The 14,744-nt window shown below is 68.0% G+C and carries 15 protein-coding genes; 1 reads left to right on the top strand and 14 read right to left on the bottom strand.

The features are described from left to right. Nucleotides 1-2: 2 nt before the first annotated feature. The 13 genes from gap to CQ034_RS05395 all read right to left on the bottom strand — a co-directional run bounded on the left by gap (nt 3) and on the right by CQ034_RS05395 (nt 14,097). Nucleotides 3-1,013: a type I glyceraldehyde-3-phosphate dehydrogenase gene (gene gap / locus CQ034_RS05335; RefSeq protein ID WP_105710159.1), complete on the bottom strand. Its 1,011-nt coding sequence runs from the start codon at nt 1,011-1,013 to the stop codon at nt 3-5. 115 nt (nt 1,014-1,128) lie between these two features. After that, the gene (locus tag CQ034_RS05340; RefSeq protein WP_029261619.1) at nt 1,129-1,755 is read right to left on the bottom strand and encodes a superoxide dismutase; all 627 of its coding nucleotides are present in this window, start codon (nt 1,753-1,755) and stop codon (nt 1,129-1,131) included. 156 nt (nt 1,756-1,911) lie between these two features. Continuing rightward, entirely contained in the window at nt 1,912-2,682 is a 771-nt protein-coding gene (locus CQ034_RS05345) for a hypothetical protein (RefSeq protein ID WP_105710160.1), read from the bottom strand. Between the two features lie 12 nt (nt 2,683-2,694). After that, nucleotides 2,695-3,672 (bottom strand): DNA-binding protein WhiA, encoded by a 978-nt coding sequence (gene whiA, locus CQ034_RS05350; protein WP_017202788.1) that lies wholly within the window; start codon nt 3,670-3,672, stop codon nt 2,695-2,697. A 67-nt stretch (nt 3,673-3,739) separates the two neighbouring features. Then, entirely contained in the window at nt 3,740-4,612 is an 873-nt protein-coding gene (gene rapZ / locus CQ034_RS05355) for an RNase adapter RapZ (RefSeq protein ID WP_029261617.1), read from the bottom strand. 34 nt (nt 4,613-4,646) lie between these two features. After that, nucleotides 4,647-6,551 carry an excinuclease ABC subunit UvrC gene (gene uvrC, locus CQ034_RS05360; protein WP_029261616.1) on the bottom strand — a complete coding sequence of 635 codons (1,905 nt, stop codon included), beginning with the start codon at nt 6,549-6,551 and terminating at the stop codon, nt 4,647-4,649. Then, nucleotides 6,551-9,439: an excinuclease ABC subunit UvrA gene (uvrA, locus tag CQ034_RS05365; protein ID WP_029261615.1), complete on the bottom strand. Its 2,889-nt coding sequence runs from the start codon at nt 9,437-9,439 to the stop codon at nt 6,551-6,553. The genes uvrC and uvrA overlap by 1 nt, the downstream gene beginning before the upstream one ends. A 9-nt stretch (nt 9,440-9,448) precedes the next feature. Then, nucleotides 9,449-10,045, bottom strand: a complete 597-nt coding sequence (locus CQ034_RS05370) for a hypothetical protein (RefSeq protein WP_105710161.1) — start codon at nt 10,043-10,045, stop codon at nt 9,449-9,451. After that, nucleotides 10,042-11,355 (bottom strand): DUF58 domain-containing protein, encoded by a 1,314-nt coding sequence (locus CQ034_RS05375; RefSeq protein WP_105710162.1) that lies wholly within the window; start codon nt 11,353-11,355, stop codon nt 10,042-10,044. Before CQ034_RS05375 ends, CQ034_RS05370 begins: the two co-directional genes overlap by 4 nt. Next, on the bottom strand, nt 11,352-12,323 hold the full coding sequence (locus tag CQ034_RS05380) for a MoxR family ATPase (RefSeq protein ID WP_029261612.1): 972 nt from the start codon (nt 12,321-12,323) through the stop codon (nt 11,352-11,354). The genes CQ034_RS05375 and CQ034_RS05380 overlap by 4 nt, the downstream gene beginning before the upstream one ends. Beyond that, a complete protein-coding gene (locus tag CQ034_RS05385; protein ID WP_258134067.1) occupies nt 12,320-12,835 on the bottom strand; it encodes a hypothetical protein in 516 nt (171 codons plus the stop codon). Before CQ034_RS05385 ends, CQ034_RS05380 begins: the two co-directional genes overlap by 4 nt. Then, entirely contained in the window at nt 12,832-13,578 is a 747-nt protein-coding gene (locus tag CQ034_RS05390) for a DUF4129 domain-containing protein (RefSeq protein ID WP_029261610.1), read from the bottom strand. Before CQ034_RS05390 ends, CQ034_RS05385 begins: the two co-directional genes overlap by 4 nt. A gap of 75 nt (nt 13,579-13,653) precedes the next feature. Continuing rightward, complete coding sequence (locus CQ034_RS05395) at nt 13,654-14,097, bottom strand: MarR family winged helix-turn-helix transcriptional regulator (RefSeq protein WP_105710164.1); 444 nt, start codon at nt 14,095-14,097, stop codon at nt 13,654-13,656. A 45-nt stretch (nt 14,098-14,142) separates the two neighbouring features. Here CQ034_RS05395 and CQ034_RS19730 point away from each other — a divergent pair, with 45 nt between their 5' ends. After that, nucleotides 14,143-14,385, top strand: coding sequence for a hypothetical protein (locus CQ034_RS19730; RefSeq protein WP_081859978.1), 243 nt, complete (start codon nt 14,143-14,145; stop codon nt 14,383-14,385). A 2-nt stretch (nt 14,386-14,387) separates the two neighbouring features. On the opposite strand, the gene CQ034_RS05405 is transcribed toward CQ034_RS19730, so the two are convergent. After that, on the bottom strand, nt 14,388-14,738 hold the full coding sequence (locus CQ034_RS05405) for a TfoX/Sxy family protein (protein ID WP_029261608.1): 351 nt from the start codon (nt 14,736-14,738) through the stop codon (nt 14,388-14,390). Nucleotides 14,739-14,744 lie beyond the last annotated feature (6 nt).

Consider the following 14,744-nt stretch of genomic DNA (forward strand, 5'->3'; position numbering starts at 1 on the left):
GCTTAGAGGCGCTCGGCCACGTACTCGGTCAGGTCGACGAGACGGTTGGAGTAGCCCCACTCGTTGTCGTACCAGCTCGAGACCTTGATCAGGTTGCCGCTCACGTTGGTGAGCGTCGAGTCGAAGATCGACGAGTGCGGGTTGTGCACGATGTCGCTCGACACGATCGGGTCCTCGTTGTACTGGAGGTAGCCGGCGAGGCGACCCTCGGCAGCAGCCTTCTTGTACGCCTCGTTGACCTCGTCGACCGTGAGGTTCTCACGGTCGGTGATGAGGGTGAGGTCGACGATCGAACCGGTGGGAACCGGAACGCGGTACGACGAGCCGCTGAGCTTGCCCTGGAGCTCCGGGAGCACCTCGCCGATGGCCTTGGCAGCACCGGTGGAAGCCGGGGTGATGTTGATCGCGGCGGCGCGTGCACGACGGAGGTCGCTGTGCGGGCCGTCCTGCAGGTTCTGGTCGGCGGTGTACGCGTGCGCGGTCATCATGAAGCCGCGGTCGATGCCGAACGCGTCGTTGAAGACCTGCGCGAGCGGTGCGAGGCAGTTCGTGGTGCAAGATGCGTTGGAGATGATGTGATCCGTCTCCGGGTTGTACGTGTCCTCGTTCACGCCCATGACGAACGTGCCGTCGACACCGGTGCCCGGAGCCGAGATGAGGACCTTCTTCGCGCCGGCCTCGATGTGCTTCTTGGCGAGCTCGGCCTTGGTGAAGAAGCCGGTCGACTCGATGACGATGTCCACACCCAGCTCGCCCCATGGGAGGCCGGCGGGGTCGCGCTCGGCGAAGGCCTTGATGACCTTGCCGTTGACGGTGATGCTCTCGTCGTCGTAGCTGATCTCGGCGTCGAGGACGCCGCCCACCGAGTCGTACTTCAGCAGGTGCGCCAGGGTCTTGTTGTCGGTGAGGTCGTTGACGGCGACGATCTCAAGGTCCGCTCCCTGCGCGAGAGCCGCGCGGAAGTAGTTGCGTCCGATGCGGCCGAAGCCGTTGATACCGATCTTGACAGACACTCAGGTCTCCCTGTTTCTCGTGCGCTGCACACAGCTTTCCAGCATGTATGAAGCGCGGGGTTTTTTGGCTGAGAGGGCGTCCCGACGAGCCGTGGCCCGTCGGGACGCGACCCGATTACGACAGTACCAGCAGGCCGTTCGTCTGCTTGCGGGCGACCTCGAGGCGCTGGGCGACGTTCTCCCAGTTCGCGATGTTCCACGCGGCCTTGACGTAGTCCGCCTTGACGTTCAGGTAGTCGAGGTAGAACGCGTGCTCCCACATGTCGAGCTGGAACAGCGGGATGGTGCCCTGCGCCGTGTTCGACTGCTGGTCGAACAGCTGCTGGATGATCAGGCGCGAGCCGATCGAGTCCCAGCTGAGCACGGCCCAGCCGGAGCCCTGGATGCCGGTCGCCGCCGCGGTGAAGTGCGCCTGGAACTTCTCGAACGAGCCGAAGTACTCATCGATGGCCGCCTTCAGCTCGCCCTCGGGCTGGCCTCCGCCGTTCGGCGACAGGTTCGTCCAGAAGATCGAGTGGTTGACGTGGCCGCCGAGGTTGAAGGCGAGGTCCTTCTCGAGCTTGTTGACGTTCGCGAGGTTGCCGCTCTCGCGGGCTTCTGCGAGCTGGTCGAGCGCGGTGTTCGCGCCCGCGACGTACGTCGCGTGGTGCTTGTCATGGTGCAGTTCCATGATCTTGCCGCTGATGTGCGGCTCGAGGGCTGCGAAGTCGTAGGGAAGGTCGGGGAGCGTGTAAGTCGCCATATCGCTTTCATCCAATCCGCGCCGCGCCGCGGCGCTTGCCGATCCTCCGCGCCGCCGATGTGCGGCGTAGAGCGGACATCTTTCATCCTACTGACGACAACGCGGGTGCGCCCCGGAACCTTCCGCCATATGACGGTTCGGACCGGTCGACCCGGATCAGGCGTTCAGCCCCATCTGCGGGATGCCGAGGGCGAACGGACTGAGCACGAGCTTGCGACGGTCGACGTACATCAGCGAGTCTTGTCGGAGCGCCGCCGGATTCGGCGCCCCCGTAGCCACGATCTGCTCCAGGAGCGCGCCCGCGGCGATGGATGCGTTCTCGGAGATGGCGGGGAACGAGATCCGCTCTGCGTGCGCCTTCCCGCCCACCGGCATCACATGTATGTTCCCGGTCCCCGCCTTGAACGCGATGCTCAGCGAGGTCTTGCGACGCGCCGCCCAACGGTCGGCCCTGGCGAGGGCGTCATGTGCCGGTTCGGCGTACCAGACGTGCAGTTGCGCCTCGGAACGCCCGTCCCCCAGCGCGGCCGTCGCCTCGCACAGCGTGACGAGTGTCCGGGTCAGGACCGGAGCCAGCGCGTCGAAATCGTCGACGACCCGCTCCCCCGGCAGGTAGCTGCCGTCGGGGAGGAGGCCGATGTCATCCGCGCGCCACCGGTAGGGAAGAGCAGAGTCGGGCAGGGACTCGAAGTTCCGATACTCCTCGTCAGCGATGGCATCCATGTGCGCGACGAGGATCTGCGCACCGCCACTGCGCGACGGACGGACGGAGATCTGCCGCGCGCCGTCGTACCAGCGGACGAAAGGCCCCTCGGTGATCGTGGGAGCGACGCCGAGGACCGTGATCGCATCACGGATCGTCTCTGCGAACGGCGTCTCGACCGTCGCCTCACCGAACTCTGCACTGCGCCAGCCGAAGACACTCATGCAGGGATTCTCTCAGACGTCGAGTCCCACGGGCACGGCGGCCTCGGTGCCCGGAATACCCTCCTGCTGAGCGCGCTTGTCGGCCATCGCCAGCAGGCGGCGGATGCGGCCAGCGACGGCATCCTTCGTCAGCGGCGGGTCGGCGTGATGGCCGAGCTCGTCGAGGCTGGCATCCCGGTGAGCCAGACGCAGCTCTCCGGCGACCTTCAGATGATCGGGCACCTCGTCGGCCAGGATCTCGAGTGCGCGCTCCACACGCGCGCAGGCGGCGACCGCGGCCTGCGCCGAGCGGCGCAGGTTCGCGTCGTCGAAGTTCACGAGGCGGTTGACCCCGGCCCGGACCTCGCGGCGCTGACGGAGTTCTTCCCACGCGATGGCGGTCTTCTGCGCGCCCATCTCGTTGAGGATGGTGCGGATCGCCTCCCCTTCGCGCACGACGACACGCGGCATGCCGCGGACCTCGCGAGCCTTGGCGGCCACGCCGAGCCGGTGCGCGGCACCGACGAGGGCCATCGCCGCTTCCGACGACGGGCAGACGACCTCGAGCATGGCCGAACGGCCCGGCTCGCTCAGGGTGCCGGCGGCGAGGAACGCTCCGCGCCACAGGCCGGCGACCTCGGCCCGAGAACCGGTCGTGAGGCGGTTCGGGAGCCCGCGCACGGGACGCCGCCGCTGGTCGAGGAGCCCCGTCTGACGGGCGAGCGTCTCGCCCTGGGCGATCACCCGCACGGCCCACCGGGCACCGTCGTTCGCGGTGCTCGACTGCACCTGCGCGATCTCGGGACGCACGCCGTAGATCTCGGCGAGGTCACGTGCGACGCGGCGCGCGAGAGTCTCGGCGTCCACCTCGGCCTCCACGGCCACGCGGCCGGCGATCGAATGCAGACCACCGGCGAACCGGAGGATCGCGGTGACTTCCGCAACTCGCACCGTCGGGGGTGCATTGCGGATGCTGACCAGCTCGGCCTTGACGTCGGTGGTTAGTGCCACGACACTCCTTCACGTTCACGCGCCGGGTCGCGGCGCAAACGTCCAGCTTACTCGGCCGGGCGGACCGCTATTCTCGGCCGAGGTCTCGATGGCGGACGTTGACGGCGACGCCGGGGATCGCGGACAGCCTGCGCGCGAGCTCCTCCGACATCGCGACCGAACGGTGCTTTCCCCCCGTGCAACCGATCGCGATCGTGGAGTGGCTCTTGTTCTCTCGCTGATACCCCTCGAGGACCGGGACGAGGGCGGTCGAGTAGGCGTCCAGGAACTCCATCGCACCGGGCCGCGAGAGAACGTAGTCACGAACCGTCTCGTCCTGGCCGGTGAGGCCGCGGAGTTCTTCGTTCCAGAACGGGTTGGGCAGGAATCTCATGTCGGCGACGATGTCGACGTCGGTCGGCAGGCCGTACTTGAATCCGAAGCTGAGGAGCGTCACGCGGTGGCGCGCCGCGCCCTCCTCCGAGAAGATGTCCGAAACCTGCGTCGCCAGTTGATGGATGTTGAGCCGCGAGGTGTCGATGACCAGGTCGGCCGCCTCACGGATCGGTGCGAGTCTGGTGCGCTCGATGCGGATCCCGTCGAGGAGCGTCCCATCCCCCTGGAGCGGATGCGGCCGTCGGACGGACTCGAAGCGCCGCACGAGGACGTCGTCGGAGGCGTCGAGGAACAGGACGCGGACAGACCCTCGAGACCGGAGAGCGCGCGCGACGCCGGGGAAGTCGTCAAAGAGGTTGCGCCCCCGGACATCGACCACGGCGGCGACCTTGGGAAGCGCATTGCCACCCATATCGGTCAGATCCAGCAGCGGCCGGAGGATCTGGGGCGGGAGGTTGTCGACGACGTACCAGCCGAGATCCTCCAGCGCATTCGCCACCGTGGTCCGACCCGCGCCGGACATTCCCGTGACGATGAGGAACTCGCCCTTTTCCTCGTCAGACATTGCTCAGTGCTCCCTCTCCCCCTCGGCCTCCAGCCTAGCGAGTGGACAGGTGCGAATGGATGTTCTGGGCGAGCACGGGCCCGATTCCCTGCACTTCTTCGATCTGTCCCGGTTCGGCTGCGCGCAGCGCCGTCACCGAGCCGAAGTGCTTGAGCAGCACCTTGATGCGGGATGCCCCGAGCCCCGGCACCTCGGCGAGCACGGAGGAGATGTCGTTGCGCCGTCGCTTGCGCTGGTGCGTGATCGCGAAGCGGTGCGCCTCGTCACGAAGACGCTGCAGCAGATAGAGCGCCTCGCTGGTACGCGGCAGGATCACCGGGAAATCGTCACCCGGGAGCCACACTTCCTCCAAACGCTTCGCGATTCCGCAGACCGCGATCTCAGTGTGCCCGGCGTCACGGAGGGCCCGGGCCGCTGCTTCCACCTGCGGTTGCCCACCATCGACGAGCAGGAGCTGCGGCGGGTAGGCGAATCGCGGCTTTCGCCGCGCGGTCGCCTCTCCCACGTCTTCTCCGACGACTGCCTCGGTCGTCGGATCGATGACCTCCGGTTCCTCGGGACGATCGAGGTAGGCGAGCCGACGACGAAGCACCTGGTACATCGAGTCAGTGTCATCCGTCGTCTCGGCGATGTTGAAGGAGCGGTACTGGTCCTTGCGGGGAAGACCGTCCTCGAACACGACCATCGATGCCACGACGTTCGTTCCGCCGAGGTGCGAGATGTCGAAGCACTCGATGCGCAGCGGGGCCTCGGACATCCCGAGAGCCTCCTGCAGGTCGGTGAGCGCCTGCGTGCGGGCGACGTAGTCGCTCGTGCGCCGGGTCTTGTAGCGGATCAACGCCTGCTGCGCGTTCAACGTCGCGGTGCGCATGAGGTCTGCCCGCTGCCCGCGCTGCGCGACCGCGATCTCGACTTTCTTGCCGCGACGTTCGCGCAGCCAGACTTCGAGCTCGGCAGCGTCGTCCGGAAGGGTCGGGACGAGGATTCGGCGAGGGACGTCCTGCGCCTCGCCGTATGCCTGCTGCAGCACCTGTTCGACGAGATCACCACTCGAGATGTCGATCTCTTTCTCGATGGTCAGCGCACGCACACCGCGTACCCTGCCGCCGCGGATCACGAAATGCTGCACAGCTGCCGCCAGCTCATCCTCGGCGATGCCGAAGAGATCGGCGTCCTCGTCGGCCGGGAGCACGAGCGCGCTCTTGCCCAGAACTGCTTCGATCGCCGAGAGCTTGTCCCGGTACTTCGCCGCCGCCTCGTAGTCCATCGCCGCCGAGGCAGCCAGCATCCGCTTGGTGAGCTCCCGGGTGAAGCGCTCATCACCGCCGGCCATGAACGCCACGAAGTCATCGACCATGGCCCGGTGCTCCTCGATGCTCACCGTCATAGAGCAGGGGCCGCCGCACTTGCCGATCTGCCCGGGGAAACAGGGCCTGCCGGTCTGCATCGCGCGCTTGTAGCTGGAATCGCTGCAGGTGCGGATCGGGAACGCCTTGATCATCAGATCGATGGTCTCGTGCACCGCCCACACCTTCGGGAACGGGCCGAAGTACCGCGCACCGGGGATCTTGCGATTGCGTGTGACGATCACCCTGGGCGCTTCGTCGGCGAGCGTCACCGCCATGAAGGGATACGACTTGTCGTCTTTGTAGCGCACGTTGAACGGCGGATCGAACTCCTTGATCCACATGTACTCCAGCTGCAGCGAGTCGACGTCCGTCGACACGACCGTCCATTCGACGGATGCCGCTGTCGTGACCATGCGCCGGGTGCGCTCGTGGAGCGTACGCAGCGGGGCGAAGTAGTTCGACAGGCGCTGACGCAGGTTCTTCGCCTTGCCGACATAAAGCACCCGCCCGGACGCATCACGGAAGCGGTACACGCCGGGATCGGTCGGGATCTCCCCCGGCCGCGGCTTGTACGGCAGCACGTCGGCCATCAGCTGGCCTTCCGCGCGGCGCGCCCCTCACCCAGGATCTCGCCGAGGAACAGCCCGGTGTGGCTCGCCTCGACGCGTGCGATCTGCTCCGGGGTGCCGGTGGCGACGATCTGGCCGCCGCCGGAACCGCCCTCGGGGCCGAGATCGATCACCCAGTCGGCCGACTTGATCACATCGAGGTTGTGCTCGATGACGATCACGGTGTTCCCCTTGTCGACCAGTCCGTTCAGCACCTCGAGGAGCTTGCGGACGTCTTCGAAGTGCAGACCTGTCGTCGGCTCGTCCAGCACGTAGATGCTGCGTCCGTTGCTACGACGCTGAAGCTCGGTGGCGAGCTTGACGCGCTGCGCTTCACCGCCGGAGAGCGTCGTCGCCGACTGTCCGAGTCGGACGTAGCCGAGCCCGACGTCGACGAGCGTCTTCATGTAACGGTGGATCGCCTGGATCGGCTCGAAGAACTCCGCGGCCTCCTCGATCGGCATCTCGAGCACCTCGGCGATGTTCTTGCCCTTGTAGTGCACGGCCAGCGTGTCGCGGTTGTACCGCTTACCGTGGCAGACCTCGCAGTCGACGTACACATCGGGCAGGAAGTTCATCTCGATCTTGATCGTGCCGTCGCCGGAGCATGCCTCGCAGCGGCCACCCTTGACGTTGAAGCTGAAGCGACCGGGCTGATAGCCGCGGACCTTCGCCTCCGGTGTCTCGCTGAAGAGTGTGCGGATGCGATCGAACACGCCCGTGTACGTGGCGGGGTTCGACCGCGGGGTGCGGCCGATCGGCGCCTGGTCGACGTGGACGACCTTGTCGAGGTTGTCGAGTCCGGTCACACGCGTGTGCTTGCCGGGGACCGTGCGAGCCCCGTTCAGCCGCGACGCGAGCACCTGGTACAGGATGTCGTTCACGAGCGAGGACTTGCCGGAGCCGCTGACACCGGTGACGGCGGTGAGCACACCCAGCGGGAAGTCGGCCGTGACGTTGCGGAGGTTGTTGGCCCGAGCGCCGACGACGCTCAGCATCCGCTTCTTGTCGATCTTTCGGCGCTTCGTCGGCATGGGGATCTCACGGCGACCCGAGAGGTACTCCCCCGTCATCGAGTCGCTGTCGTCGAGCAGAGCCGAATACGGACCCGAATGCACGACCTCGCCACCGTTGACGCCGGCGCCGGGGCCGATGTCGACCACCCAGTCGGCCGCTTCGATCGTCTCCTCGTCGTGCTCGACGACGATGAGGGTGTTGCCGAGGTCGCGCAGCTTCAGCAGCGTGTCGATGAGGCGCCGGTTGTCACGCTGGTGGAGTCCGATCGACGGCTCGTCGAGCACGTAGAGGACACCGGTGAGGCCGGAGCCGATCTGCGTGGCCAGGCGGATGCGCTGCGCCTCTCCACCGGACAGGGATCCGGCCGAGCGGCTGAGGTTGAGGTAGGAGAGTCCGACCTGGAGCAGGAAGTCGAGGCGCAGGCGGATCTCGCGCAGCACCTGAGCGGCGATCTTGGCCTCACGGTCGGTGAGCGTGAGCGTCTCCATGAACGCGCGGGCGTCGGCGAGGCTGAGGTGCGAGACTTCGGCGATGGAGTGTCCGTGCACCTGCACGGCCAGCACCTCGGGCTTCAGACGATTGCCGTCGCAGACCGGGCACGGCACTTCGCGGAGGTACTCGCCCCACCGGCTGCGCTGGTTGTCGGACTCCGCCTGCAGATACTGCCGCTCGATGTAGGGGACCACGCCCTCGAAGCCGGAGGCGTAGCGCATCTCGCGTCCGTAGCGGTTCTTCCACTTGACGGTCACCTTGTAGTTCTCGCCGCGCAGGATCGCGTTCTGCACATCGGAGTGCAGCTTGCGCCACGGGGTGTCCAGCGAGAAGTCAAGATCGCGGGAGAGTCCCTCGAGCAGGCGCTCGTAGTACTGGAAGAGGCCCTTGCCCTGAGTGGTCCAGGGGATGATGACGCCCTCGCGGATCGAGAGATCTTCGTCGCCCAGCATCAGGTCGACGTCGACCGACATGCGGGTGCCGAGCCCGGAGCAAGCCGGGCACGCACCGAACGGCGCGTTGAACGAGAACGTGCGGGGCTCGATCTCGGTGAGCGTGAGCGCGTGCCCGTTCGGGCAGGCCAGCTTCTCGGAGAACGTCTGCCATGCGTCGTCGCCCTCGCCGTCGACGTAGTTGATCTGCACCACTCCGCCGGCGAGACCGAGCGCGGTCTCGACCGAATCGGTCACGCGGCCGAGGATGTCATCAGACGCCACGAGGCGGTCGACGACCACCGCGATGTCGTGCTTGTAGCTCTTCTTGAGCGTCGGCGGCTCGGCGAGTTGGACGAGATCTCCGTCGACGATGGCACGCGAGTAGCCCTTCGCACCCAGTTCGCGGAACAGGTCGACGAACTCGCCCTTCTTCTGGGAGACGATCGGTGCGACGACCTGGTAGCGGGTGCGCTCCGGAAGTTCCATGAGCTGATCGGCGATCTGCTGCACGGTCTGACGCTGGATGCGTTCACCGCATTCGGGACAGTGCGGGATACCGATGCGCGCCCAGAGCAGGCGCATGTAGTCGTAGATCTCGGTGATCGTGCCGACGGTGGACCGCGGGTTGCGGTTGGTCGACTTCTGGTCGATCGAGACGGCCGGGCTGAGGCCCTCGATGAAATCGACGTCGGGGCGGTCGACCTGCCCGAGGAACTGGCGCGCGTACGCGCTCAGCGATTCGACGTAGCGACGCTGCCCCTCGGCGAAGATCGTGTCGAACGCGAGACTCGACTTGCCCGACCCTGACAGGCCGGTGAACACGACCAGCGAGTCGCGGGGGATGTCGATGTCGACGTTCTTGAGATTGTGGACGCGGGCACCGCGGACACTGAGTTTTCCTGGGGAAGCAACGGGGACGATGGGCACCGAACAAGTCTACGAGGGACCACGGACATCGGCTCCGACTCCGGCATCCACTCCGGCCTCTCCCCCGCCCGAGGCCGCGTGCGCCGGATCGCCGTCCGACCGCTTCGCCGCCCGCAGAGCGAGGAGCACGCCCATGACCAGGGCCGCGGCCGCGACCGGCGCGAGCCACTCCGTTCCACGGTCGACACCGCTCGGAGCGAGCAGCCACATCGCGAACACCAGCGGCTGCGACAGGAGCTGCACGATGCCGAAACGCAGGAAGGTCGGCCGGAGCACCCGCACCGCGAGGCGCGACCTCAGCGGCACGACCAGGCTCAGCGCGGCGAGGACGTGGATCGCGTGCACGAGTAGGAGCGCAAGAGCCGTCCGCCCCGGGGACGGCTCCGTGAGGATCACCCCGAACGGGAGGCATGCCGCAGCCGCCCACGCCGCGAGTGTGCGCGGGATGACGACGGCGACGACGACCGCGACCACGGCGATCGCCTGCCAGAGCGGGAACGGGACCAGCGTCACCGCCCCGACCGCGACCACGCCGACCAGCAGCAACCGGACCGTGACCCCGGGTACGGCACCCGGCACCCGAATCTGCCGGATCGCGCGACTCATCGTCGCACCGCCCTCATCCGCTGCTGGCGCAGGTCCGCCAATCGCATGGCGGCATCGACGTCGGGCGCCGCCCACGACACCACCTCGATGCCCGCATGGCGCAGCTCGGTCAGGATGTCGGTGCGCTCCGCGAGGACGGTGCGCAACGCGATGTGCTGCTCCCGAGTGAGGCGTGACGCGTCCGGCGTCGGAAGGACGTCCACCGCGACGACGGCGTGGCCGGACGCTCGCCATCGGGTCGCCAGCTGGGCAGCCACCCCGTCGAAGAAGGTCGAGAGCACGAACACGATGGAGCCGGAGGGGACGACGGGTGATCGGCGATAGGGCGAGCCGTCGGTACTCGGACCGGTCGCGGCGATGACATCGCGCACCCGGGCGAGGTGTCGTGCTCCTCCGCCCGAAGGGATGCTCCGCCCGCCGCTCGACAGCGCGTGGTAGGCGATCCTGTCGCCCGCGCCGACGGCCGTGGTCGCGATCGACAAAGCCGCTTCTCGGGCGAGGTCCAGCGAGGTCACGCCGGACCGGTCGGGGTCGGCGGCGCCCCAGCCCGCGACCACGACACCGAGATCCTCTGCCGTGTCCACCGCGATGACGACCGACGAATCGCTCAGGGTGTTGTTCCGTCGCACGAGGAGCTCGCCGGGCCGCTGGGCAGCCCGGGCAGTGGCCCGCCAGTCGACGCGGCGCAGCTCGTCGCCCGGCGCGAACGGATGGATGTCGCGGAAGTCGCCACCCTGCCCCGGGCGTCCGCCCTCATGAGCGCCATGAAGCCCGGTGAGTCGCGGTGCCACGGGGAGTCCAGCGAGGCGAAGTGCGCGCGGCGGCGTGTTCCACCGGATACCGGCGGCCGGAGCCTCCTCCGTGATCCAGGCGCCGTCCTGCGCCACGCACCGCGCCGTCACGCTCAACAGATCCAAGGGGCCGGAATGCTGAAGGCGTGTCCTCGTGGTGAGCACGGAGCGACCGACGCCGACGTCTGCGAGTCGCTGCGGTCCTTTATCCTGTGTGACAGAGAGCTGCACCCAATCCGCATCGACGTGGATGTCGACGTCGCCCCGCGCCTCCGCCTGCTCACCGCCCACGCCGGCCTGCGCGCGCAGTTCGACCCGCAGATCGGCCGTCGCAGGCCGGCGCACCAGCATCCAGGCCGTCGTCAGCGCGAGAGGCAGGCCGATGCCGATGATGTCCGGCCGCGAGAAGGCGAGCCCCGCCGCGACGAGCAGCGCCGCCCCGGCCACACCGATCGCGACGACGGGGGTCCGCCGCCAGCGGAGAGTCGTGCGCTCGGAGACGCGGATCGGATCGGTCATCGCACCGCGGAGACGGTCGGCGGCACCGACGTCTTCGCGACGACCGCCGCGACGACCGCTCGGGGATCCACGCCCTGCGCCCAGGCCTGCGGGGTGAGGGTGAGGCGGTGCGCGAGCACGGGCTCCGCGATGCGCTTGATGTCGTCCGGTCGCACATACGCACGTCCGTCCAGTGCCGCGAGAGCGCGTCCGAGCAGCACCAGGGACTGCGAGCCGCGTGGAGAGGCGCCCACCGAGACGTTCACCGCCTCGCGTGTGGCGCGGACCAGCTCGACGCAGTAGCGGGCGACATCCGCGTCGACGTGGATCCGTTCGACCGCTCGCTGGATCGCCAGCAAGCCGTCGCCGTCGACGACCGGTTCGACGGACACGTCGGGCGACTGTCGTCGCACCCGGTCCAGGATGATGCGAGTCTCGTCGTCCGCGTCCGGATATCCGACCGAGAGTCGCACCATGAAGCGGTCGAGCTGGGCCTCGGGAAGCGCGTAGGTCCCCTCGTACTCGATCGGATTCGATGTGGCGATGACGTGGAACGGCCGGGGCAGTGGGAAGCTGTTGCCCTCGACGGTGACCTGACGCTCGGCCATCGCCTCGAGCATCGCCGACTGCGTCTTGGGGGTGGTGCGGTTGATCTCGTCCGCCAGCAGCAGTCCGGTGAAGATGGGCCCCGGCCGGAACGGGAACTCGCCCGTCGCCGGCGCGTACACGTACGACCCTGTGACGTCACCGGGGAGCATGTCGGGAGTGCACTGCAATCGCCGGAAGTCCAGGCCCAGCGCAGAGGCCAGGCTCCGCGCTGCGAGTGTCTTGCCGAGTCCCGGGACGTCTTCGAACAGCACGTGACCACCGGCGAAGATCGCGGCCAGGGCGATCGTGACCGGCTCGTCCATGCCGACGACGACTGCGCCGACGCTCTCCCGCACTCGACGCCCGAGGGCGGCGATCTGTGTGACGTCTTCCGTGTTCATCGGTTCTCCTCTGTGCCGACTTTCGCGGCGGTCTGGGGGTCTGAGTTCGCGGGGACCTCGGTGGTGATGCGCTCGACCGCGTCGAGGACCCGCTCGAGATCGGCAGCCTGAACCTCGCGATTGTGCAGAGAGTCACGTACTCCCGGCCCGAGGAGCGCGTCGATCGCCGCGTGTTGAGCGGGGTCGTCGAGGTCGAGCCCCCGGTGGGCCAGTCGTCGCCGCAGCACGTTCTGCACCCGACGGACGACCACGTGCCCGGCGACACCGGTGCGCGAGTTGATCGACCAGGCGAGCCGAGACACCTCGGAGCCGCGCTCCGCACGTCGGCGTCGCTCCGGGGGCCAGAGGGAGGCTTCGTCGAAGAAGACCTGACGGCTCACGAGCGCGATCGTCAGCACGATCAGCAGCCAGGACGCGGCGAACAGCGTCGGCACGCCGAGTGCGCCGAGCAGCACGAGGACCACGGCCGCGACAGCCGCCCCGACTCCCAGGAGAATCAGCCGTCCCTTCATCGCCACCCCGCCTGGATGCCACGTAGACACGCTGCTGCCGTGGCGCGGTCGCGTTCCTCCGCGACGAGACCGCCGAAACGGACCTGTTCGTACAGTCCGAGCAGCGCGACGACGTCAGCCGCGATTCCCGCGCGGCGTCCGATGATCCGGACCGTGAACTCGGACGGCGTCTCGTGCGGGGCCCGACCGGCACCGGCATCCGTCGCCGATTCCTCCAGACCGACCCACGCGGCGACGATGCTGTCACCCGGCGCCGGGTCGACATCGATCGTCCGCAGCGCTTCGTCGATCCCTCTTCGGATGATCGCGGCGTCGGGCTCGGCATCCGTCCCGGCGATGACCACGCTCATCGCGTCGACGGCGGCCGCCTCGCGCCTCTCGAGCGGTCGATCTCGCCAGAGTCCGCGCAGGTAGCGGACCAGCATGCGCGCGCCGAAGAACAGCAGCGTCAGCACCGCGATCGCGACGAGGACCGCCAGGATCACCTTGAACAGTGGCGATTCCTCGGTCTGTTCCATCGGCCCGGGCGTCATCTCGGCGGGCGCCGGCTCGGAGGTCCCGACGTCGACGAGTTCCGTTCCACCGCCCGGCAGCGGGCGGAACTGCGGAAGGCCCTGCTGCGCTGCTACGAACATGACGACGGCGAAGAAACCCGCGACTGCGACGAGAGGCAGCAGAACCCGGAGCACGCGCGAGCCGCCGACGCGCCGGTCCCCGGAAACCGGGGCTTCGTGGCGCGACATGACTCCACCCTAGGACGCGACTCCCGAGGAATCCGTCGTCGGGACGCGAGCCGCGCTCGGCGGAGTCGGTCGGACTCAGCCGAGATCGGGACGCCGCCCGGCGAACGGACCGAGGCCGTCGCGGAGTGCGGCGACCTCATCGATACCCATGCCGACCGCCGCCATGACCCGGTGCGGAACGTCTACAGCCCGTTCGCGCAGCGCCGCGCCCGCCGCGGTCAGGGTGATCTCCAGACGCCGCTCGTCCTCACTGCTTCGCTGTCGGGCCACGAAGCCTTCTGCTTCGAGCCGCTTGACCAGGGGCGATGCCGTCGCGGGTTCCAGAGCGAGATCCAGAGCGAGATCGTTCAGCGTCCGCGGCGCCCGCTCCCACAGGGCGAGCATCACGAGGTACTGCGGGTGCGTGAGACCCAGAGGCTCGAGGATCGGGCGGTAGAGGGCGACGACGTTGCGCGCCGCGGTCACCAGGGCGAAGCACAGCTGGTTCTCCAGCTTGAGCAGGTCGTCTGTAGCCGTCACAACCTCGACTATACATCTGCACTAATCATTAGTACACTAAGCAACATGGCACAGGACCCGGACCGCCCACCCCTTCGCACCCGCATTCGCGAAGCAGGTGGCCTCTATTCCTGGGTGAACACCAATCTCATCCGGCTCGCCGGTCCTGCCTCCGTCGGCCCGTATGAGAAGACTCCCCCACCGAGCGCCGCAGAACGCGCCGAACGCGCGTGCCCGCTGTGCGGCGCCCCGATGACGCAGCACGAGATCGACCGCTCGGGTCCCAAGCCTCTGATGCACTGCCCGTAGGGTCAGTCCTGGTTGGATCCATCGGTCGCCGAGCCGGAGGACTCGCGCGCGACGTCGAGCCAGAACATCAGACCGCCGTCGTCCTCGATGACCTCGGGCGAGACGTCGAGCCATCCGGATCCCATCGTGCGCGAGCCCATCACCGCCCGGGCGACACCCGTGCGCGTCACGAGCGCCGCTCCGTTCTCGTCGTCGACACGCACCAGAAGCACGCCGCCCGGCCGCGCTCCGAGAAGGATGCGCCCGTCGTCGAGGAAAGCCCGGGTTCCGAACATCCGCCGCTCCTCGATTCCGACGTCGGCGCTCAGCAGCGCCCGGATCCGATCGGCCAGCTCGTTCCCCGCAGCATCCATGGTCCG

The sequence above is a fragment of the Microbacterium sp. MYb45 genome (assembly GCF_002979655.1).
Taxonomy (GTDB): Bacteria; Actinomycetota; Actinomycetes; order Actinomycetales; family Microbacteriaceae; genus Microbacterium.